General features: G+C 51.1%; 14 protein-coding genes and 1 pseudogene. 6 read left to right on the forward strand and 9 right to left on the reverse strand.

The features are described from left to right. Positions 1-33: 33 nt before the first annotated feature. The 6 genes and pseudogenes from ANI01nite_RS02285 to ANI01nite_RS02305 all read right to left on the reverse strand — a co-directional run bounded on the left by ANI01nite_RS02285 (position 34) and on the right by ANI01nite_RS02305 (position 11,098). Positions 34-1,866, reverse strand: coding sequence for a glycosyltransferase family 4 protein (locus tag ANI01nite_RS02285; RefSeq protein WP_141355661.1), 1,833 nt, complete (start codon positions 1,864-1,866; stop codon positions 34-36). Next, positions 1,790-2,965, reverse strand: a complete 1,176-nt coding sequence (locus ANI01nite_RS02290; RefSeq protein ID WP_141355663.1) for a glycosyltransferase family 4 protein — start codon at positions 2,963-2,965, stop codon at positions 1,790-1,792. Before ANI01nite_RS02290 ends, ANI01nite_RS02285 begins: the two co-directional genes overlap by 77 nt. Positions 2,966-3,015: 50 nt before the next feature. Beyond that, a complete protein-coding gene (locus ANI01nite_RS16950; protein WP_371858923.1) occupies positions 3,016-3,603 on the reverse strand; it encodes a glycosyltransferase in 588 nt (195 codons plus the stop codon). A gap of 35 nt (positions 3,604-3,638) precedes the next feature. Next, positions 3,639-4,928, reverse strand: a complete 1,290-nt coding sequence (locus ANI01nite_RS16955) for a CgeB family protein (RefSeq protein ID WP_255314351.1) — start codon at positions 4,926-4,928, stop codon at positions 3,639-3,641. Positions 4,929-5,038: 110 nt separating this feature from the next. Further along, on the reverse strand, positions 5,039-9,454 hold the full coding sequence (locus tag ANI01nite_RS02300; RefSeq protein WP_141355665.1) for a glycosyltransferase: 4,416 nt from the start codon (positions 9,452-9,454) through the stop codon (positions 5,039-5,041). A 470-nt stretch (positions 9,455-9,924) separates the two neighbouring features. Then, positions 9,925-11,098, reverse strand: a pseudogene (locus ANI01nite_RS02305) (IS3 family transposase). Between ANI01nite_RS02305 and ANI01nite_RS16875 the strand changes: the two are divergent. From ANI01nite_RS16875 to ANI01nite_RS02330, 6 genes are all read left to right on the forward strand, one after another. Further along, positions 11,097-11,249, forward strand: a complete 153-nt coding sequence (locus ANI01nite_RS16875; protein ID WP_218024297.1) for a hypothetical protein — start codon at positions 11,097-11,099, stop codon at positions 11,247-11,249. The pseudogene ANI01nite_RS02305 and the gene ANI01nite_RS16875 overlap by 2 nt on opposite strands. Before the next feature lie 173 nt (positions 11,250-11,422). Beyond that, positions 11,423-14,113, forward strand: coding sequence for a heparinase II/III domain-containing protein (locus ANI01nite_RS02310; RefSeq protein WP_141355667.1), 2,691 nt, complete (start codon positions 11,423-11,425; stop codon positions 14,111-14,113). A 341-nt stretch (positions 14,114-14,454) separates the two neighbouring features. After that, positions 14,455-14,721, forward strand: a complete 267-nt coding sequence (locus ANI01nite_RS02315; protein WP_170214536.1) for a helix-turn-helix domain-containing protein — start codon at positions 14,455-14,457, stop codon at positions 14,719-14,721. A 361-nt stretch (positions 14,722-15,082) separates the two neighbouring features. Next, entirely contained in the window at positions 15,083-16,189 is a 1,107-nt protein-coding gene (gene istA, locus ANI01nite_RS02320) for an IS21 family transposase (protein WP_255314361.1), read from the forward strand. Further along, positions 16,182-16,667, forward strand: a complete 486-nt coding sequence (locus tag ANI01nite_RS02325; RefSeq protein ID WP_141355673.1) for a hypothetical protein — start codon at positions 16,182-16,184, stop codon at positions 16,665-16,667. Before istA ends, ANI01nite_RS02325 begins: the two co-directional genes overlap by 8 nt. Further along, the gene (locus tag ANI01nite_RS02330) at positions 16,627-17,427 is read left to right on the forward strand and encodes an ATP-binding protein (RefSeq protein WP_255314353.1); all 801 of its coding nucleotides are present in this window, start codon (positions 16,627-16,629) and stop codon (positions 17,425-17,427) included. The genes ANI01nite_RS02325 and ANI01nite_RS02330 overlap by 41 nt, the downstream gene beginning before the upstream one ends. A 664-nt stretch (positions 17,428-18,091) precedes the next feature. On the opposite strand, the gene ANI01nite_RS02335 is transcribed toward ANI01nite_RS02330, so the two are convergent. From ANI01nite_RS02335 to serA, 3 genes are all read right to left on the reverse strand, one after another. Then, positions 18,092-19,873 carry a hypothetical protein gene (locus ANI01nite_RS02335; RefSeq protein ID WP_141355675.1) on the reverse strand — a complete coding sequence of 594 codons (1,782 nt, stop codon included), beginning with the start codon at positions 19,871-19,873 and terminating at the stop codon, positions 18,092-18,094. A 102-nt stretch (positions 19,874-19,975) separates the two neighbouring features. After that, positions 19,976-20,707, reverse strand: coding sequence for a DUF6270 domain-containing protein (locus tag ANI01nite_RS02340; RefSeq protein WP_141355677.1), 732 nt, complete (start codon positions 20,705-20,707; stop codon positions 19,976-19,978). A gap of 87 nt (positions 20,708-20,794) precedes the next feature. Then, a complete protein-coding gene (gene serA / locus ANI01nite_RS02345) occupies positions 20,795-22,390 on the reverse strand; it encodes a phosphoglycerate dehydrogenase (protein ID WP_141355679.1) in 1,596 nt (531 codons plus the stop codon). Between the last annotated feature and the right edge of the window lie 435 nt (positions 22,391-22,825).

Below are 22,825 nucleotides of genomic sequence, written 5' to 3' on the forward strand. Positions count from 1 at the left end.
ATCCCATCGCTGAGATCAATGACAGCTTCATTGTCACGGAGCTTTACTTATTACTCGCTCGTAAACTTCGATAATGCTATTTGCGTTTTGTTCCCACGTTCTATTGGCGAGCACGAATTCCCGACCTGACTTGCCCATGCGCTCTGCTTGTTCTGGGTCCAGTATCAATTTCTCTATACATTCAGCCCACTCAGTGACTGCTCCTGAAGTTATCAAGTGACCGTTCTCACCGTCCGTGATTAGTTCCTGCAACGCAGGAAGGTCCGATGCCAAAACGGGCACGTTTGATGCCAATGCTTCCACTGGTTTGAGCGGAGTCACTGAGCGCGTTACAGCAGAGTCAATTCTGGGCACTACGAAGGCATTCAACGCAGCATGATAGAGATGCGCCTGATCTCGCGGAATGCGCCCAGGAAACTCGCAACGCCCAGCAATTCCAAGCTTTTTGGCGAGGCTGATCAGATTTTCACGATCAGTGCCGTCGCCGACAATCAGCAGACGTAATGATTCATGTTGCTTCGCAAGTTCGGCAACAGCACGAATGATGGTCGATAGCCCCTCATAAGGAACCAAACTGCTGACAGTGCCAACATAAAATGCTGCCTGTTCAAGCCCCAATTGTTCACGCGCCTGAACCTTCGGTACCGGCTCCTCGAGGAACTTTTCCCCTACCCCGTTTGGCAAGATTGAAATTTTGCTTTCGTCTACTCCCGCGTCGGCCAAGTTGCGTTTCATGGCGGAACCCAGAGTGAAAACATGATCAGCGTGCCGCGCTACAAACGCTTCTCGCTCCAAAAACAACCGGTAGCGTTCCGAGTCTCTCGAACTCTCGGGGCGCGTTGAAAGCCATGTGTCTGCCAGTTGTCCGCGAACTTCATACACCCACGGCGTACCGGTTGCTTCTGCAACTGCCTTTACGGCTAGCGCGTTTGAAAAATCTGTCGTGGTGTGAAGTACAGAAGGCTTAGCTTGAACGACTCTAGTTAGGAGGTCCTCGGCTTGCTGCTGGATTCTGCCAGTAAAATCGTGCTTTGCAGGGAAAGGCAGGCAACGCTGGTATTCGATACCAAAAACCCAGTCTTGATCTGAGGCCGTCAACTTTCCGATATTCAGTGGATAGTTGACTCGTGTGAGTCCTTTAACTCCCCAGCCAGCATCTCTTAGTGACGTCAAAATTGAATGGGTTCGTTGCGCGTAACCACTACCAGTGTGTGGCAATGAATTAGTAGCAACGTAAAGTACCGTATGGGACGAACCGACAGGTGCATCGGTGGCACTCTGCGGAGAAAGACGTGGTTCTGCGCCCTTGAAAGTTGCCAATTCCGATTCATAGTGATCAAGTTGACGCCCACTACGATTCTGCTGCAATAGCTTAATTGCATCAGTCATTCGGCCCAAGGACCACAATAAGCGAGCACGGGCTCGTACCTGGTCGTTCGAGGGTTCGCTCTTGCTGAGCAAGTCTTCTGCCAGTTCCCACTGATTGGATGCGATGCAAAGATTCGCAAGGAATACTGCTTGGCCTGGATGGTCAACATTACTCAACCATTCTCCGCATACAGAGTGAAGTGCTCCTACGTCATCCTTCAGCATCGCCGACAGCGCACGAAGCCGAATGCTTGATTTATCGTTACCGAGAGCGTTTATCAGCGCCCTTAAAACCGGCTTGGTCTTGAATCGTCGGGCAACCTGGAGAGCAAAATAGGTCGGGTCATCCGCGATGTTTGATAGTACTAATTTACCGGTGTTGATTGCATTTGGAATGACTATTGGGATCAATGGTTCTGCTCTATCTCTTGGAGTGCGCATCGACAACGGTGACCAATAGTTTGGCATATTCCCGTCCAGCTTGGCGTAGCGATCCATGTTTCATGACCCAGTCAGTACCGCGTCGGTTAGTCTGCAATATTTCCGGGCTCGCAACCACGGTATTAATATAAGCCGCTAGGGCAGGCACGTTCTGTTCAATCACGACCCCTGCGTCAGAATCTCGAATAATTTCCGCAGCTTCTCCTTTGACCAACCCAGTAACGTGCTGATTCAAATACAGAAGTTCATAGAGTTTTGACGGTACCGTGTGATTAAAGCTTGGCCAGTCAGGACGAAGAGAGACTACACATGTGTCCGCCCACGCGTAGTTATCGAGCACTTCTTGCCCATAGACAGGGGCCTTAAAGTCAATATTAAGGCCAAGATCCATCGCTAGGCTCATCAATTTGGCCTTTTCAGTGCCCTGCCCAACTATGCGCAAACGAACAGATCCCGGTACGTGCTCCATTGCTCGAATAACGGTCTCAAGTCCTTGGCTCCGACCAATATTTCCCAAATAAAGAATATGCAATTCACCGTCGCTTTCGCGCTGAGCAACTTCGAGATCTGCACGTTCGGTTTCAACGCCATTAGGGATCGTGGCTATATTTTGCATCCCGTTTCTCTGCATCTTGAGTGCCAGACCATGTGTTACCGTGACGAGCATGTCGCTTCGATTCACTATAAAACTGATGAACTTCGAGATAACCGGCTCAACCCACCGGAGCTTGATTACTTGCGATTCACTTAGCAAATCGGGCCATGCGTCGCGAAGGTCCACAACCAAAGGCACGCGCCGTAGGCGGCTTGCCGCAAATCCAACGATTAGCGTTGGAATCGCCGGCACGGTTGCAACAATGACGTCCGGCTTCTGCCCCTGGAACGCTGCGGGAACGCTCAAGACGGCATCGATCCCATGCTTCAATACTTTTCCGAGCATCGTCTTGGAGCGACGCATTGATGGATAGTGCTGCAATTTCAAATAAGAATGACCAAGAAGACGACGTTGCCGATTACTTGCGATCCGATTTGATTTTGGGGTCACTACAGTAATTTCGTGACCTAATTGCCCGAGTTCGTCGACGATAATCGACCATCGTCGTTGAGGCGGCGAAATCTCAGGCGTAAAAGAGTGAGTCAGAAGCATAATTTTCATCTTTTTCACTCCCTTGGCATACCTCTTACTAATTGCACAATAAGACTTTCCTAAAAAAAGACATGTTTATCGTTGCGTCCAAACCACTGAATACTACCAGTAGCAGTCAACTCCGCGTCACTCAGATCCCAAGTATGCGCTAGACCGTCACTACCTCGCATCTGCGTAAAGTTAAAGCGGTCACTAGAGTAAATTGTCCCTCCGCGTTCAATGACGTCCTTTAGGAATCTGGTGTCTTCACCACGGTTACGTGTGTCAAAAGGCGTTTCCCGGAAAACATGCGCATGTCCAAGAATCGTCGGCCCCATGACTAGATTGGTGAAGCGGTGTTCACGTTCCGCGAATCGCAGCAACGTAGCATCCGAATCCGCGAGGTACATGTAATGCGCCTGCTTGCCAACTATGGATGCACCGCTGTACCGAAGAGCTGATACTTGATCAAAAAGATAATAGTCGCCGTACAAATCATCATCGTCCATTTTCGTGATGAAGTCGCCGGTGGCTACCGCCACTGCTGCGTTCAAGCAATCACCTAAAGTGCTTTCTTCACCCATCTCGATCAATCGATAGTTGGCTACCCCAGCTACCGCTGCCATATCGTTCAACTGTTCGACGACTGCCGAGAACTTATGCGTCACAAGGACTAGCTCAACTTCAACGTCTTTCTGCTTTCCTACAGTGGTAAATATGTGTTGAAGCTGGTGGGTCTGATTGTTGAAACAATCGCGCTTACCTTTGGCACGCAAGTCATGGACATCGGACGCTCTAGGGACGAGGATAACCCAACGAATTGTTCGACTTGTTGCGCACGATGAGCATACGTATGGTTTTTCCAGATCCTGCGTTGCCCCATATGGACCATTCGCTCGCGAAGCTCAGGGCTTCGTACTAGGCTACGAATCGCGTCAGCAGCTTGCTCTCTGGTGGATACCTGTAGTACTTCTGACGGAGCGAAGAAATTCTCTATCGCGGCGCTCGGTGCTGAAATCACTGGAGTACCAGCAGCGGTGATCTCGAATATACGGCGGGCACACATGCTTGGCGAGTCCACCACAGAATTTACATTCAAGAAAACGTTGTAGTACTTGTAAGCAGAGAGCATCCTGTCATAGCCAAGCGCACCCACGACGTTCTGGTCATAGGGTGCCGGGAACTGGTATTTGGCATCTCCGCCGTGCTGCCGTGAGAAAATGTCCAGCCCGCTATCTAGCTTCGGAGAGATATCCAAGGCTCCCCCAAGAACAATCTCCATCTGTTCTTGGCGCTCGGGATACTTGTCGGCAAAGTACATTCCAGCAAAAGCTACATCTCGACGTTCTTGATTGAGCGACCGAACAGGATTGTGGAATTTCGGTTGAGCGGCGAAACTCAGAGCTGCGATACGTTCATGGCCCAATGCTTCGCGGTAGTCTGGAATCATACGCGAATCCGAAGTGAAAACAACATCGAACAATCTTGCAGATTCGAGGAAGTCGGCAAAGTGCGGCGGGTCTTCCTTATTCCAGAATACTGTCGGAATAGCGCGCTCTTTGAATGCTTCTACCATCTCAACGAACGCTGGTCGAGGCGCCGACGCTCCGGTGAGGTGGTATTGCCAAGACTTACTATTCCCAGCCCATGCTGACTCCACGAAGAGAAGATCGAACGCTTGTGCGTCCAGCGCATCTTGCCACGAACTAGGGGTTATAAAAGTGCAGTTCCATTCGGGCGACCAGGCCTTTGCACTGAAGTCATCAAGAATGACGGCGACTTCTAACTTTCCATCATGATCTTCAGAGGGCTCAAACTCTACCGATGGGAAATGCAATCCAAGCTGCTTTTCGACATCACTTATCAAATAGCGTTGATGTCCGCCTGTACGCAATTCATAATTGCGACGCAGATACCACTCCTGCAATTGCTGTGGACCACCATGACGAAGATGCCAAAGCGCTTTCCGAAAGTCCCCTAATGCAATTTTCACTTTTCAACTCACTTTAACTTCAACGCAGACTAAACCAATAATACAGTGAGGTGCGTACGGTGGCGATTGCCACCGAACGCACCTCTACTGGTGAATGGAACTACAACAGGCTACTGTTTTGCATCAAATTCGTTCATGATTTGATTCAGTATTTGGTTAGAATCGTAGTTCTTGACAGTGAACTCGCGTGCAGCCTCAACTTGGCGGGCCAGCTTGGCTTGATCCTGCACTTGATGGACCACGTATTGAGCTGCCGACTCCGTGTCTGCATGCAACCACTCATTCGGGTACAACCACTCAGCGCCCGGCCAGGCCAGGCCCACCGGCAAGGCGCGAGATGCTGCGCCGTCGGCCAGAGTGAAATGGAAGGACTCGAAATCACTAGTCGAAACGGCAATACCGATACCTTGGTACCACTGGGCCATATCATCGCCTTGAGGATCGAAGGCAACTGCACCGCGAAGTAGGTCAGATTCTTCAATTCGGGCATATTGCGCCTCATAGAAGGCCATCTCTTCTTCGCGTGCAGCCATCCAAGGGTAATCCTCCGGGCGTTTGCCTTTGACGCGCAACGTGTATCGGCTGTCGATTGCCCGCAACTTTTCCAGTAGGTCCAGGACCAGGTCGAATCTTTTCATCTGCGGGACCATGCCAACAAAGCCCAAGACATATTGCGAGGCCTCGAACTTTGGAAGATCGAGTTTCTTGGTATCGACAGAGTTTGGAATGACTGTCGTCTTTTCCGCTGGAATTCCAAACTTATGAATCGCCATACCACGAATCAATTCGCTGACAAAGATTACTTGGTCGACTTTCTTGAAGTCAACCGCCCGGGGATAATCGGTAAATAACTCTTGGGAGTGAAAACGCGTCACCAGCTTCTGCCCAGGTTTCAAGTGTTTTGAATACCACGCCAAGTTACCAAGCGACCATTCGCAGAACACGATATCCGCATCTTCAAGCAGGTCTAGACTTTCTTCAACATTGTGCTGAGCATGGCCGTCCCACTTATCGACCTTCAGATTGTGCCCGCGTTCGGAAATCTCGGCCATGATGGGTCCGGCAAACTTCAGGTCATGTCCAACGACTAAGACGTTCTGCGAGTCTTCAGGTACATGATTCGTCGTTAGATTCTCTTCTGGTTCTTCAACAACAAGTGAGCGTCGAAGGCATATGGCTACATCAGCAGAACTTGAATTATTGCTAGTCCGGCTCAAGGTCGGCAATTGCGCTTCAGCGGGCTCACGCATCCACAGCGGCAAGCCCTTTGTACCCGCGTACTTATCGGAGACTTGCACCGTAGATACTTTCCCATAGAACATTGCGGTTAGCATATCTTCAAGGACCTGATGATCGCTAAGAACGTCTTGTACCCGAGTGGCGATTACATCGACTTCACGAGCGGCATTATTGCTCAGTACTTCAATCCCCGCTGATCTCAAAATGCTCAACGCAGGGTCATCCTCGCTGACATCGGTAACGAAAACCTGTGCAGGTCGGACACTGGCGGCTACAAGGTCCCGGGCAGTTTCCTCGGTCAGAGTCTCCAATTCAATGCCAAGTGTTGGCAAGGTCGGGATATCCACTGCGAGTCCAGCCATCCGTAGCGCCAAAGCAAGACGATGGTGTGCCAAATGCTTGCGGAAAGTCACACGTAGTGGCTCCCATGCATCGGCGACACGATCGGCTTCGGAATTCATCCACAGTGCTGAAATTAGTTCCGATTCCCGATTCGAAGCGACCACGGGAACTGAACCATCAAACATCCAAGTAACGCCGAAGCTCTTGCCGCTAATTACGGGAGTGCCACAGGCAGCAAGCTCGAATACCCGGCGGGAGAACATAGTAGGCGAGGCGTTCACTGAGTTCACGTTTACGTGCACCGGATGCGACTTGTAAGCTTCCACCATTTCTTCATAAGTCAATCCGCCCTGAACGTACTCCTGCAAAGCTGGTGGGAACTTGTACGGCGAATCAGGATTGTCAGCCTGGCGATCATAGATAGTCAGACCCTGAGGACGTGCTCCTTCCAAAATTGCGCGCAGTTCCTTCGAACGCTCGGTATAACGATCACCGTAGTAGGAGCCACCGTACGCCACACTATGAGAATAGGCACGGGATGTTCCCAGAGGATTGTGGATTTCTGCTTGCGCCCAGAAGGAAAGGCTGCCCAACGCCTTGAGGTTTCCACCACGGTGATCCCAGTAGTCTTGCAAGCAATTGGCATCAGTCGTCAAAACAACATCGAAGTACTGTGCTGTGCCGAGGAATCGATTGAAATGAACAGGGTCTTCCTTATTCCAGAAGATTGTTGGGATGTTCTTGCTGCGGCAATATCCAATGAGCGCTACAAGATCCGCGCATTCCTCATCGTCATAATAACCGACCTTGCGAGTCCAGGTTCCGTCATTCCCTGCCCACGCCGATTCTACAAAGAGAACATCGACAGGGTTTGACTCCAAAGTCGATCGCCAGTTTTCTGGAGTTGGCGAGACGACATTGACTTCGCGGCTAATGGTGGACGTAGTGAATTCGTCGGCAATTAGAGCCATGTGGATCTCGTCCAGCTTCTTGCCTACTGGCTTTCGGTTCTGGACGCTGCCAATTTGGGCAATGAAAGCTTCCGCGACGATCGGCCACGTACGATTCTCCACGGTCCACTTGCGCGCACGACGTCCCATGTCCTGCGCGGTCTTTGGATCTAGCGCCAATTGGGCAATCGCCTCGGACAGAGACTGTACGTTGTCCGCGTCGAAAAGCAGTCCACGAGTACTATCGGCACCGAGCAGCGTAGCAATTGGCGATACATTGGAACCGATCACAGGACGCCCCGCGGCCATCGCTTCAATTGGCTTCAATGGCGATACGAGCTCGGTAACGATGTTCGATTTTCGTGGGCAGACCACGGCATCGAAAATTGCCAGGTAGTCGTTGATTTGCTCATTCGGTACGCGCCCGGTGAAACGAACACGCTCCTCTAAGCCCAGATCAGAAACCTGCTGCTTAAGTGCTGGCAAGACTGAGCCGTCACCGACGATCAGGGCGCCAACGTGAGACAGGGAATCGGGTAGCCCAGCTACCGCGTTAATCAGCAGATCCAAGCCTTCATAATCGACTAGGCTGCCCGCATAACCAAGAAGGAACTCACCCTTCTTTTTTCTTTCAACCACCCTCGAGCGCTCCGCAGGGAGCGGGACGTACTGGAAAATATTGGCAGCGTTCGGCAAGATTTCAATCTTGTCTCGTTGCGCGCCACGCTTCACCAGTTCTTCGCGAACTTCTTCAGTAATCGCAAAGGCACGATCTGCTTCATTCGCCACCAGAGATTCAATGCGGCGGGCTAATTCGAATCGTTCCGAATGGTTCCAAGTCTCGTTGCCAGCAGCTGCGGTAATTTCCCACAAACCACGAACTTCATAGATGAACGGGATGCCAAGACGACGAGCAGCAATCAATGCCGGTAGTGCCGTAATATGGTTGGAAGCAGAAACGATCACAGAAGGTCGATTCATCATCGCTTCGCGAACGTAGATATCTGCCGCAATCTGCACAAACTTATCCAGTGGATCGTTACGAAGTGACACGCCTGGGTTGAAGTACGTATCGACGCCCTGGTACTTGCGCATAAGGCGCTTTTCCTTCGGCAACTTCTTGTTGACATTGGAGTCCCAAGGGTAGCCGGGGCGCGCTGCTACAAAGAGATCCACACCTGCTTCGGTAACAGCAGATGTGAGACCAGTCGTACGCGTTGAATATCCGTTGCTGTTGTACTCACCGGTGCTATGGGCGCAATACATCACCTTATCCGGTTGTGGCACATAGGCAGGTGTCGAGGTCTTCGGTGGAACTGCCGGCAGAGAATCGAGTAGTCGGGATTGCCCCAAAATCTGATCGTGCATAGCGCCGAAGCTTGAAGGAGCCCCCTCTTCGTTGGCAAGCGCGCTTAATCTTGCCGCTGGTTCGACGATCTCACCCAAGTCACGATAGCGGGCTATATATGCATTGGCTTCGCGCTTAATAGCATCGATGAAACCATCCTTCGAACTAGGTACGTCTGAAGAAGGTGATGGAGCTACGTTCGACGGACTGGAGGTGGCCTTTGGTGCCAAAGTATGGGGTAAATTCTGAACCGCCATGCGCGGAGGAACTTGTTTACGCACGAAGGGACTCTTCAACCCACGCGCGGCTTTCACAACCGGATGGTTCTTTAGATTGTCGTAGGCTGATTTGAACTTCTCGGCCCGATTGCGTTCGTTCTCCAGTTGCTTCTTGAGGATCGACGCTTCACGGCTAAACTTCTGTCGGGCGTCTTTGACAGACGATAATTCTCGTTCGAGCCTCGCGGTCAGCCCCTCAGATTTAACCTGGCGCACTCGGAGCTTCTCATTCTCAATCGTTAGTTTCGATATTTGTGCACGGTATTTCGCCAGATCATCGAGGACCCGTGTTTCAAAGTCACCGCCAAGATCAAGATACTCTTGTCTAATGCTAAAGAGTTCGGCGCGCGAACTAATTGCTTGGGCCATATTATGATTCGATCGTTTCAACTAGGAAACTCCCTAAACTATACTTTCGTCTCAATGAGTAATTCTAGCGGTTCGATTGGATAAGCTGAATTTTGACACTTCCCAATGATGCCTCATTTTGTAATTATCTGGCACGCGTCGGGCCGAAGACAGCCACTACCTGTAATGCCAAAAGGAACCAATGCTTGTTCCAGATCAGTTGATGAACGCCTCCTCGCTCCTCCAACTACGCTTTATTGAGCCTGCCTCGGTATAGCAGGGTCAGCTTCGATGCACTCTTCAGCATCATTTGCCTTAATGTCGGCGTTAGAAATCATATTGTCAACGCTTCGCTGCAGAATACCGTCTGAAGTTACGTCTATTCGTGCAACCAGGTGTGTAATCTCGTGACGGTGACACTTCTGTCTCAGGACGTCGGTAACAGATCAGAGCGAATCAGGGTCTGCTGAGAATTTGGTTGACACCAAGATTTACGCTGCCAGAGCGACAGACTCGATCATTGTAGCCTCGAATTGGATCGGGATCATTTTCCCCAAACCTCGTTGCTTGCGCTTGCGATGATACTTCCCCTTCAGCCATCCGATAATGGCCAGGCGAAGTTGTTGGCGCGAGGACCACCAGCGGCGGTCCAGCACGTTCTTCTGCAGCAGGCTGAAGAACGACTCCATGGCCGCATTGTCACCGGCTGCCCCGACCCGGCCCATCGAACCGACCAGCCCGTGACGCTCCAGCGCTTGGGTGAATTTCCTGGACCGGAACTGGCTGCCGCGGTCACTGTGGACTGTGACTCCGCGCGGGTGGCCTCGGTGCGCCACAGCCATTTCCACGGCGTTGACGGCCAGGTGGGCCTTCATCCTCGAATCAATCGAGTACCCCACGATCCGGTTACTGAACACGTCCTTGATCGCACACAAATACAGCTTTCCCTCGCTCGTGTCGTGCGAGGGTGATATCGGTCAGCCACAACTCGTTAGGCCGCTCGGCGCTGAAGTTCCGCTGCACCAAGTCATCATGCACCGGTGGACCCGCCGGAACGTATTTACGCTGGCGTTTGCTGATCACTGAGCGGATCCCTGCCTTGCGGCATAATCGCCAGACCCGGCGCTCGGAAATTTGGTAGCCGGCGTCTTCCAGATCATCGGCCAGCACACGGTACCCTCCCTCCGGGTCCTCCTCGTGAAGCTCGTGCAGTTTGCCGATCAACTCCCGCTCTTCGATTACCCGGGCGGAGACAGGGCTCTTCAACCACTTGTAATACGCTTGGGTGCTGAATCCCAAGACCCGGCACGTCACCGCTACTTCGAATATGTTTCCTGCCTGTTCTGGCGGCTAATTCTTGGACGAGCCGGCCCATTATTTTGGGGAACGGATATGCGGCTGGGAGAGGTAGGCTGCGGCCTTGCGCAGCACCTCGTTCTCCATTTCGAGCTCCCGGATGCGTTTGAGCCCTTGGGACATTTCCTTGCGTTCGTCAGCATCGTAGGACGGGGTCATTCCGTGGGATTGGTAGCGGGCATCGCGGACCCAGGTTTGCAGTGCGGTCTTTGAGACTCCCAGATCCGCGGAGACTTGCTTCTGGGATATCCCCGATTCGACGAGAGCGACGGCGTCCTTCTTGAATCCTTCGGTGAAGATTCTTGGCATGTTTATACTGATGCCGGAAATAGTGGTCCTGGCAATAATCAGCGGCGTGGCCCCGATCCTGACAGCGTTTATCGGTAAGCTGTCGTTCGATGTGGCTAGGACAAAGAAAGAGGCCGCTGCTGCCCGCGAGGTGAGATGCCCCAATAATTAGATGCGTATTGATCTCGCGTACACTGGGAAGAGGAGAAAGATCAATATGAACTGTTGGTGAATTATACATCACCATCTTCTACTTCAATTATATTTCGTCGAAGAAGTCGTAATTGATTTAAATATAATCTTAATAAATCTGGTCAGAAATTCATGACACAACGGAGATACTAAATGAACATCAATAACCCAGAGGCCCTGTTTCTGATCACTGATGAATTAGTCGTAAGTTCTATAGCCAAAACGGAAGATCGAATTCGAGAATTCTTTAACGGCAATAGAATGGAAATTCCATCGTCCTATGGTCCCGTAAAGAATAACCCAGAAATATTATGGGGATCAGAACTAGATAGAACTCGTGGTCGGTATTTTCATGGCATGTTATTTATGCATGGCTGGGCAGACTACATCATCAAGAATATCGATTACTCTGCCTATAAAGAGGCTGCCAAATTAATTTTTTCTTGGCGAAAATTGAATCCTGTAGTCGAACTGGGCGCCTCGAGCATGGCTTATCATGACGAAACCACAGCACAGCGCCTGAATACAATAATGAGTATTATTTTGGCGGGAGTTAAGTTAAATGACAAAGATAGTCTCCAAGAACTTAAAAAAATTGCCCTTGAGACCAGTGATCTACTGGCTTCGACAGAATTTCACGCCGGACTGAATAATCATGGAATGTTTCAAGACATTTCTTTGCGTAATTATGCAGTAATCGCACGTTGGGATAACGACCAAAAAAGGTCTGATAAACTTTCCATAGCGCTGGACAGGCTAGAAGAATATTTCATCCATGCGTTCACTGATGAGGGGGTTCACATTGAGAATACGCCGACCTACCATGTATTGGTTTCGAGGAATCTCCACAGCCATCTAAAGATTCTCGCGGCCCTAGAGATAGAGTCAGAAACGCTGATTGAGCTGTACAAAGATGCGGCAAATTATGCAACTTACATTACAATGCCAAACGGTAAATTTCCGCCTATTAGTGACACAACCGTTGGTGCGCGCACTTCCAATCAACGGATATTTGACGAGTATTTTCTCTATGCTTCAAGTGCGGGAAAACTCGGTAAGGTGCCCGATCAAAATTCAGCGCTATTTCGCAAAAGCGGTTATGCAATATATCGTTCGGATTGGGCATCCGTAGACGCTACTTATTTACTCTTCCAAGCGGCATATAACGACAATTACCACAAGCACTCTGATGATCTCTCGCTCATCTTGTACTCGGCCGGACAAGAAATAATCACTGAATCGGGCCCATTTAGCTATAATTACGCTGATCCCTATTCACGTTATGCGTATAGCCAATTTTCCCACAACTCAATAGTTGTTGATGGGAGATCCATTCCGAGAACTGACGATAAAAAGTCTTCTGTCTTGATTACAGAGTCACAAGTCACGGAAAGTAAATTTGAAGTGACGGGAGTAACTGGACGCCTTCGCGGTGTAGGGCACACGCGAACCGTTAAGGTCACTGGTCCCGTGCGTCAAGAAACAATTACTGTAATCGATTATCTAGACAGCGATGAGTCACATAATTATGAACAATTTTGGCACCTAGCCCCGGGGTTAGAAGCTGTCATTCATGGCAATGGGTTTGAAGTCTTCAAAGGCTCAGATAAGATCTTAGATGCTTTCATTGAGACGGATTTCCCTATTAAAATTTCAAAAAAAATCGGTCAGACAAAACCAACCGTTGCCGGCTGGTCATTTCCAAAGTTCGGAAATAAAGTCCCAAGTGAAACAATTTGCGTAACCTTTAATGCCTCGTCGAACGCAGAGCTCAAAACTCGATTCGAACTTAATTCGTTTTCATATGTAAACAGAGAACTGCATTCTAAATCCAGTCTCCATTGGCAGGTTGCATCAAGTGCAAGAAGGCTAAACTACCTTGAAATTAAGCCTAAATATCCAAATGAAGAGTACCCTTTAGTTTTTGTCTTTTCAGCAATGGCACCAGTAGGTAATTTTTCATTTAACTACAAAAATACATTAGATAATTCTAATGCTCACGTCTTCTATATATTAGATGACTTTGGAGACCAGGGGTCATACTATCTACAGGAGAAAGGCGATCTGTCAATTTTCCAAACTGTTCAGGATTTTATTCATAATCGCATTAAGAATTTAGCGAAAACTGGTCAAAGTATTATCTTTGCTGGATCATCTAAAGGCGGAACGGCTGCAATCATACATGGCCTGAGAGTCCCAAATTCAAAGATCATTGTAGGCGCTCCGCAGACTAAAATTGGTTCATTCTTAAAGAAGCCTCATCCCAACGTCCTCAGATACATGACCGGCGGTGAAACGCAAGCACATGTGGCGCAATTGGACTCCTTGATGTATTCTCCCGAATTTACTACGTCAAGAAATTCTGAGATTTCGATAATTGTAGGAAAATCTGATCATCATTATAAGAATCACGTACTACCTTGGGTGGAATACGCAACATCACGCGGAATCGAGGTGGAGCTTATTTCGCTGGATGGGACACCTCATTCTGAAATAGGTAAACCATATCGCAGAATGCTTTTGGACAAGGTGCTAGGATTGTCTGAATCCGGCAGTCAAATAGAGTCACCCATTGAGTTGTGGACAGAACCAAAATCTGTCGTGGCATGGTTTGATAGAGTTTCCAAGCGATTATTTGCATCTACTGCAGCTTTCGGCAACACTGAGTCGTCTTTTAGACTCTATCGAAATGAATCCTTGATTGACTCTGTGAAGTATCAAGAAGATAATTTTTCTTCATGGGCTGGTTTGCCTTCTGGTCGCTATCGAGTCCGAGGCTTCATACGTTCCTTTCCGGACAAGAAAGTATCGGCCGAGACGAGTGATTGGATCGACATCCCATAGTCAGACCTGTTTCGTGCTACTGTGAATGATTAAATAAAGCCAATATATGTGGACTTGTTTTTTAGGATTTGCCGTCGCTGAAAAGGGTCACGAATACGTTGTTAACCATAAAGTGTAATCATGGCTATGAGATTCATTCGTCGGGTCCGCACCGCTTCAGGTGCCGTAGCCATAAAGTTCGTAAATCGCATTGATCGCTTGGTGACCTGCATTGAGCAGTTTGGCTCGGCCCTACCGATGCCGAGCTCCGGGCGTTCTTAGCCCAGGCGCAACGTGTCGACGGAAGTTGAAAACTGGACATAAACGGAACTCGAAAAGTGAACACTCTCAGAATAAGGAGTGTGATCACTTTGGAAGATTGGGCTTTGATCAGAAGGCTCGTAAAAGATGGAGTTCCCAAGTCGCGGATCGCCCGTGATCTCGGAATCTCCCGCACCACCGTTGTGAAGGCGGCAGCTTCAACCACACCGCCTAAATACGAACGCAAACAGCAGGCAACCGCGTTCGCCCCCTACGAAGATGCCGTACGACGTTTGCTGAAGGAAACACCGACGATGCCCTCAACGGTCATCGCTGAGCGGATCGGCTGGACCGGATCGGTGCGCTGACTGCGTGAACACGTCGCGAAGATCAGGCCCGAAATGCGGCCGGCCGATCCGGCCGACCGCATTACCTGGTTACCTGGTGACGCCGCCCAATGCGACCTCTGGTTCCCACCGCAGAAAATCCCGTTGGGCCAAGACCAGGCCTCGTTGATGCCGGTGCTGGTGATGACCTTGGCGCACTCCCGTTTCATGGCGGCCCGCATGATTCCCAGCCGTTGCTGAATAGCGTCAGTGGGTAGTGCTGTTCCGACGACTTGGTAGTACCGTTCCGGATACACGGTAGTGTCCAGGACTATTTCTTGATGGGCTGACCTGATCGCCGCATAATTCGATGCAGCGATCAGTTCAAAGGAGAAATACCTTGGTGGATTACCACGCCATCATGTCCTTGATTGCCAAGGGCCGAACTTATAGCGAGATCACCGCGTCGGTGGGATGCTCGTATCGCGACGTCGCTGCGGCCAAGCGCGCCATGACCGCAGCCGGCATCACCGAGCAGAGGCTGGCGTCCCTCAGCGCCGCCGACCTTCAGGATCTGTTCCCTGACCAGCGCAAAGCGGTTTCCGGGCAGTATGCGGATCCGCACTTCGTTCAGGTGATTGAGCAGATGAAACACAACCGCTTCTTCACCCTGCAACAGGGCTGGGTCAACTATTTGGCAGGAACCAGCTCGGGGAAGAAATACAGCTACTCGCAGTACTGCGAACGCTTCAACCAGTTCGCTGAGACCACCGATGTCGTAGCGACCTTGCAGCACGAACCTGGCAAGGCGATGTTCGTGGACTGGGCAGGACCAACGCTGCCGTTGATTGATCCGGCGACCGGGGAGACTCGGAAAGCGTACTTCTTCGTGGCGTCCTTGCCGTATTCCGGGCTGGTGTTCTGCCAAGCGTTTGACACTATGAAGCGGGACTCCTGGAACCAAGCCCACGTGAATGCGCTGGCTTTCATCGGCGGGGTTCCCCAGCTGATCGTTCCAGACAACGCGCGCACAGCTACGCATAGGCCTCGAGGCAAGGACTCCGAGGTTGTCGTGACCGCGGCGTACCGCCAGCTGGCAGAGCATTACCAGTGCGCCATCGTGCCAGCCAGAAAGAAGCGTCCCCGCGACAAGGCACATGTTGAGCGGATGGTCCAGGCAGTGGAAACTCGAATCATCGGCTATCTGGCTTCCCAGTCATGGACGTGCTTGGAGGAGCTCAATGAGGCGGTGCATGAACGGCTGGTGGATCTGAACGACCGGTTGCGCCGGGTCAACGGGAGCACCCGGCGCGAGCTCTTCGAAGCCGAGGAAGCCGCGCTGCTGGCGCCATTGCCGGATGATCCGTTCGAATCGGTGGAAGACAAGCAGTTGAAGGTGGGTAGGAATTACCACGTCACCAGTGACTACCAGCATTATTCGGTGCCCTACGAAATTGGCTGGGAAGATCTTGTCGGTGCGGATTACCGCGAGCACAGTCAGTGTGTTTGATGGCCAGGTCAAGGTCTGCGAGCATGCGCGCAAGACCGGTTGGCGCGGGCAGTATTCGACCGAACTGTCCCACGCTCCCGAGCATCATCAGCAAGTGCAGGGGTTGTGGTCCAGGGAATGGTTCGTGGCCGGAGCCAGGGTGTTCGGTCCGGCCACCGTCCAGGTAATCACGCAGATCCTGGACCGAAGCAAGATCGAGGCGCAAGCCTATCCGTCCTGCCGCAATATCCTTTCGGAGCTGGGCAAGAAGAAAGCGCTGCTCGAAGAAGCCTGCCAGGAGCTGCTGAACCTGAATGGTTACCCCACCTACACCTCGATCAAGCGGGTTATGGCGACGCTGGCCCAAGCCAAGGAGCGGGCCACCGCCGTGCCGCCGGCTCCGCAGAACGTGAAGGATTTGAGCGGGGTGCAGGACCTGCCAGGGGTCTTCGTGCGGGATGCCGAACATTACCGGGGGTTCGGTGATCGCAATGTTTAGCAGTGAGGATCACCAGAAAATCAAGGAGCTTCGCCTGACGGTGTTTGCCGAGAAGTTCTTCGAGTTGGTTCAGGATGAAGCCAATGACAAACTACTGCCTGAGGAAGTGTTCATGGCCGCGGTGGAGCATTCCTTAGATGCACGCCGGTCGAACCGGGTCGACCGATTGATCAAGCAAGCTCGCTTTCCGCTGCCGCAGGCCTCGATTGCCGAACTGCATTACGGGCCGGGACGGAAGATCGATGAGGCGCGGATGAAACGCTACGCGATGCATCAGTGGCGGCATGATCCGACGAATTTGCTAATCATCGCGCCCAGCGGCGGCGGGAAAACCTATGTTGCGTGCGCTATCGGCATAGCCGCCTGCCACAGCGAGCATTCGGTGATCTATATGCGGATGGACGTGCTGGCCAGGAAGTTGTTGATTGCCCGCGAGAACGGGCGAGACCATGACGCGTTGTTGGAGAGATTACGGGAGGCTGACCTGTTGATCGTCGATGACTTCCTCACGGTGGGTTTGGACCAGAACATCGCCAGTGATGTTTACGGCGTGCCGGCGGATCGGGAGCACCGGCTGCCAACGGTGATCGCCAGCCAGACCGACCCGTCGTATTGGGTGCAAGTGATGCCAGACCGGGTGGCCGGGGATTCCATCGTGAACCGGTTGGCGAACAACACGAGATGGCTGCTGTTGGGAGATGCTGACATGCGCAAGTTGAAGCATGAGAAGGCGCGGGAGTCGGCTGACTTCTGGGAATAGGTTTGCCGTCCGTTCCCTGAGGGCTCGTCCCGAGCCTTCTCCCTCATAACGTAGTGGCTCAGAACCTCTGAAGGGGTTCTGAGCCGTTACGGAGCGCTGCTTCCGGCGCTACCAACTGCCCGGAATCGCACTATCGGGTAGCCGGAGTCCGTCCTACCAGGTCGTCGGAATACAACTACCAAGTGACGCTATTTGGCAACCGACCATCGTAGAAGACACGTCTTTGGGGCTGCCCAGCCCTCCAGAGTCATTCCGGGTATCACGGCATGGAAGCGTCTGCGCGAAAGTTCGCCTGCCGACCCAACCGCTTGGGTCTTGACCGGCTGAGACTTGCTCATCTTCGGCTTTCGTCTCAATGCTACGCATTGCCGACCAGAAGCTGAGACAATGCCGCAGCTTGCTCATGGTGGTAGCCATGAGCTCGGTTCGGAGGACTTTGCCCGCGCATCGTATCCAATGGACTTTTCGTGCTTCGGACCAGCTCTACTCGGGTCGCATTGATGCGCTACCCGATCGTTACATCAGTGCTAGCCGATGCGCGCACAGGTGCTTCCAAATACGTCTCCTGTACACGTATAAGCAACCCGGAAATCATGTCGCCATGTTCCTTGCCGCAACATCGGGAAACGTGCAGATTGTCTCGGCATAGTAGAGATACTTTACTTCAGGAACGTAGATACCAAAGCAATGCCGCATATAAATTCGATGACTGCCGCAGATGTACGCGGTGCGTTGGTTTTCTGTTTATTATCAAGTTCACAATGAGAGGATTGAAATATTTCGAAATCGATTCCATACCCGTATCGCTGACAAGCACTCTCAACCGTTTTTGAACTTCCGCATTCTGTGCAACTAGTCGTGGCGCTGTGTGCAAATCGTTTGCAATCGCAATATCACTACTGGAAGGTTTTTGAAAATAAGATTTCATTGTTTTTCTCGACCTATGATTGTGCTTATAAATTACCATCCTGGGTTCAATGGATGGGTCGTATGTAAAATCAACCCTGCTGACAGGTCCACGCATCTCTTCGTAATACGGTTTAATTCGAGGTGAATCGAACGGTAACTTCATCAACGTAGGTTCAAATCGATTCATTAAGTCGAACAAAGGAAAGGCAGAGGCCTTTTCTTCTAAACTCGCTTTAAGGCCGAGGGCCAAGACATAGGGTGAATATAAAGGATCAAACCGTGCAACGAATGGGGACAAGGATCGCGTCGTCTCTCCCACGAAATATCGATTACGACCCACAATATAAGCTGCATCTAGTCGAGAATCTTCAGGAAGACCCCTCGTTATTCCGAAACTTATTAGATTGCTGAATCGATTAATTGCGAATTCATACGCAGGTTCTGAGATGAGTCTCCTCGACGGGAACTCACTAAATGCAGTATTGCCGTATATCCTCTTCATGGCTGTTGCTACATCGCCATCATAGCGCTGCCCTTTGTCAAATGCACTTCGTAAGAACTCGCCGTACCCACCCGAGAATACGAGCTCATCGCCGAATTCGAGCATGGGGTGGGCAGGCCCAGAAAGAATCCCTGCGGTAGTGTCGAACGGCTGCGAAATAAAATCTTCAAAAGTATCCGGCTGTCCCATAGGATTCAATCCACTGTAATCTGTCATTGACAAATCGAATTGATTACTGAGTTGCCTTGAAATTATCTTATCAGGCTCGTTAATGTTTCCTGAACAGTAGAAGTTAAACTCAGTTTCTTTTCCCGAAGCAAGAAGCGCGCCCAAAACAAGACGTGAATCCGCGCCCCCGGTCAATTGAGAAATCTTCGCTCTCGAATTATGTGTACTTGCCGCCTCGATATTCTGAATGACATCGTTGGCGGCCTTATCCAACAACTCGTCATAAGAATATGAAGGAAAACTTAAGTTATCTAGAGATTTATATTCAACTTCATGAAATTCGTCAACGTCAAGAGATAAATACCGAAACGGCTCGATGGACCTCACGTTCATGTAGCTTGACTGCGCTAGACCTCCGGTGTTCGTTGCGACGTACAAGGCTGCGTATGTCAGATCCTTCTCCAGATGAATTCCTACAGTGCTCAACCCGTCCCTTAACGAGGCCAAGTCCGAAGACACTGCTTTACATGCATCTGATTCATAAACATAAACTATTGATGAACCGAACGGGTCGCACAAAAGAATAATTTTCTGCGAAGGCACGTCAACAATATACACGGTGATGGACCCTTTAATACTCGCACCTAAGGATTCATAGTCCAGCTCAGTTTCATCGATGACGCGTTGCGCTTCACCGATATTGCTAACCCATTTCCCATCTACCACACCAACTCCATGTACGGCGAAAACTATTGGCCGGGAAGCGCCGAGTCTAACCGAGGAATTTAGAATTCTATATTGGTTAAAAATAGACCTTTCATGAACACTGGATGCTTTCAATTTTAGAACACATGGAGCGTTGTACATGCTGGCCTTTCCTGTTTAGATTTTCAATATGTTACGCAACGACATATCATTAATTTAGATTGATTTTCATTTGAGTTCGAAATCCAATGTACAGGTATTTTTCTACTTTAAACCAGATAGTGATAGTTCGATTTCTTTAGAAATCCATTCATATGCTGAATCCTGGTAATGAAACGGGGCTATTCCCCATTTATGATTTTTTGTGGATTTGGCCAGCTCTTCAGGCATTTCCAAAACGCTAAGGCCAAGACGCTTAAGGTGCTCTCCGTAACGCCTCAGGTGCCCATTCATCTCTTTAACGGTGAAATTTCTATAGCCAGGTACAGGTGCGCCTTCAATTGATTCTGCAGCCCATGGCGTATTGACAATTATTGTTTTGTCAAATAATCCAATGCTAGACAAATGGTCGACAAATCTGTTAGCCGCCCGTTCCCAGAAATTCCAATGTCGCTCAGTTCCTATTTGGATCACTCCGGGAATGGGATCGAGTTTATTCAGCAATCCTGACTGGATAAGTTCGGACGACCTGGTAACAAATGAATTATCCGGCAGCTTATGCACACCCAGGCGCTCATCAGTAAGGTCTATCAGTAAAAGATCCGCTTGCATAGAATGCTTTCGTAGCGTTCCTAATAAGTCTGATTTTAGATCCCCGTTTAGCATTCTCGATTGGAACTTCGAGTCAAGTTTTGCAGGTTCAAGCAATGTCGTGGGTTGGGTCATTGCGCTGATCAAGCTTTGACGTGCTACATATGCCAAGAGTCTATGTTCTTGTTCCATAATGCTGAACGTATCCCGGCTGACGCAACTGCCATAGATGATTATTTCTGCCATGAAAAATTCCTAACGCATTGCGGGGGTGGACACTCTCATTCCGGTGTCCACCCCAGCATATTCTATTGACCCTGCTTATTTTGACCGTTAGTCAGCTAGATTGATCTCGCGCGCAACACTCGCACCGATCGCAGCACCAACAACGTCCAGCACGCCCTGTGGCAGCGCCGAATCAATGTTGATGACAGCCAGCGCTTCAGCCTTCTTCTCATCGCGCGAAACCTGCATGCCGGCGATGTTGATGCCCTGCTCCCCCAGCACGTTGCCCAGGGAGCCAACGACACCTGGACGATCCGAGTAGCGAACGACGATCATGTGATCGGAAATCGGGATTTCGATCTCGTGGCCGTTGATGCCCACCAGCTTCTCGATCTGCTTAGGCCCGGTCAGGGTGCCAGCCACTGCGAGCTGGGTCCCTTCATTGGTGGATCCCTTGATGGTCAGCTGGTTGCGGTACTCAGGCGAGTCTGGGGTGGTGATCAGACGGGTGGCAACTCCACGCTGCTCGGCCAGTACCGGTGCGTTCACGTAGGAAACCTGATCCGATACGACGTCCATGAAGACACCCTTGAGCGCCGAAAGTTCCAGGGCCTTGACATCGAGCGCAGCGATTTCGCCGGCAACCTCGACATCAATGCTGGTCAGCGAACCGGAAGCCAGAGCGTTGAAGATGCGGCCCAGCTTCTCAATCAGCGGGATGCCAGGACGCACGTTCTCATCGATAACGCCGCCTGCAACGTTCACTGCATCTGGAACCAATTCGCCGGCAAGCGCCAGGCGGACCGACTTTGCAACCGAAACACCGGCTTTCTCCTGTGCTTCGTCGGTCGAAGCACCCAGGTGCGGGGTCACAGTGACATTGTCGAATTCGAAGAATGGAAGGTCAGTGCTTGGTTCCTTGACGAAGACGTCAATGCCAGCGCCTGCAATCTCTTCATTCTTCAATGCTTCGTACAGAGCGTCTTCGTCCACCAGGCCGCCACGGGCCACGTTGACCACATAGGCGGAGTTCTTCATCTTGGAGAAGGCTTCCTTGCCCAACATGCCCACGGTTTCCGGGGTCTTCGGCATGTGGATGGTGATGAAGTCGGCTTCAGCCAGCAGTTCGTCCAGGGTCAAGAGGGTGACGCCCAGCTGCGCGGCACGAGCCGGGGTGACGTACGGATCATAAGCAACGATTTCCATGCCGAAGCCCTGCAGGCGTGCGGCAACGAGTGCGCCGATGCGGCCCAGACCGATGATGCCGGCCTTCTTCTCGAAGAGCTCAACGCCGGTGAAGGAGCTACGCTTCCATGCCCCGCTCTTCAGCGATGCATTGGCTGCCGGAATGCGGCGAGCCAGCGACACGATGTGGCCCACGGTCAGTTCAGCAGCGGAAATGATGTTGGAAGTCGGTGCGTTGACTACCATGACGCCAGCCTGGGTGGCTGCCTTGATGTCCACGTTATCCAGTCCCACGCCGGCGCGGGCGATAACTTTCAGGTTCTTCGCAGCAGCGATTGCTTCTGCATCGACCTGGGTAGCGGAACGCACGAGGATTGCATCTACGTCGGCAATGGCTTCGAGCAGCTGGGAGCGGTCGGCTCCGTCGGTCTGACGAATTTCAAAGTCGGGGCCGAGGGCAGCAACAGTTGCTGGGGAGAGTTGTTCGGCCAGAAGTACGATTGGCTTGTTGTCAGACACGGGTGTGGCACCTTTGCGATTTCTTGGGCTGATGCTTGCATGAAAGCAGCTGCTAGTCGCTGCTTCCATTTCCAGCGTAGCGCTATGTATCCCCCGTTTTCCCTTGAATTCATGCATGTTACGCAGGGAAAATCCGACTTTGTGAAAACTTTCACTTATTCGATAGACTGTGACGAGCCCTGTCTGCTGGCACGTTGGAAATGCTACTCCTCCACAATCAAAACCGCCTCGGATTCAGTAACTATTACCGGAACTCACGGTCCGGTTGTGCAGCGTCGCTGTCCCAGTCTCGTCCCATCACTTGGATGCCAAAGCGCACCCATCGATTATTCGCACCAAAGTTATCAAACTGCCTTTATTGGGCAACTCGTGTGCGGACTCCACTGGTTCTTTCAGCCCAGTTACCATCGATGAGGTTCTAGATCATCCGCTGCG

Origin of the sequence: Glutamicibacter nicotianae, from assembly GCF_006539525.1 — a bacterium.
GTDB classification, from domain to species: Bacteria; Actinomycetota; Actinomycetes; order Actinomycetales; family Micrococcaceae; genus Glutamicibacter; species Glutamicibacter nicotianae.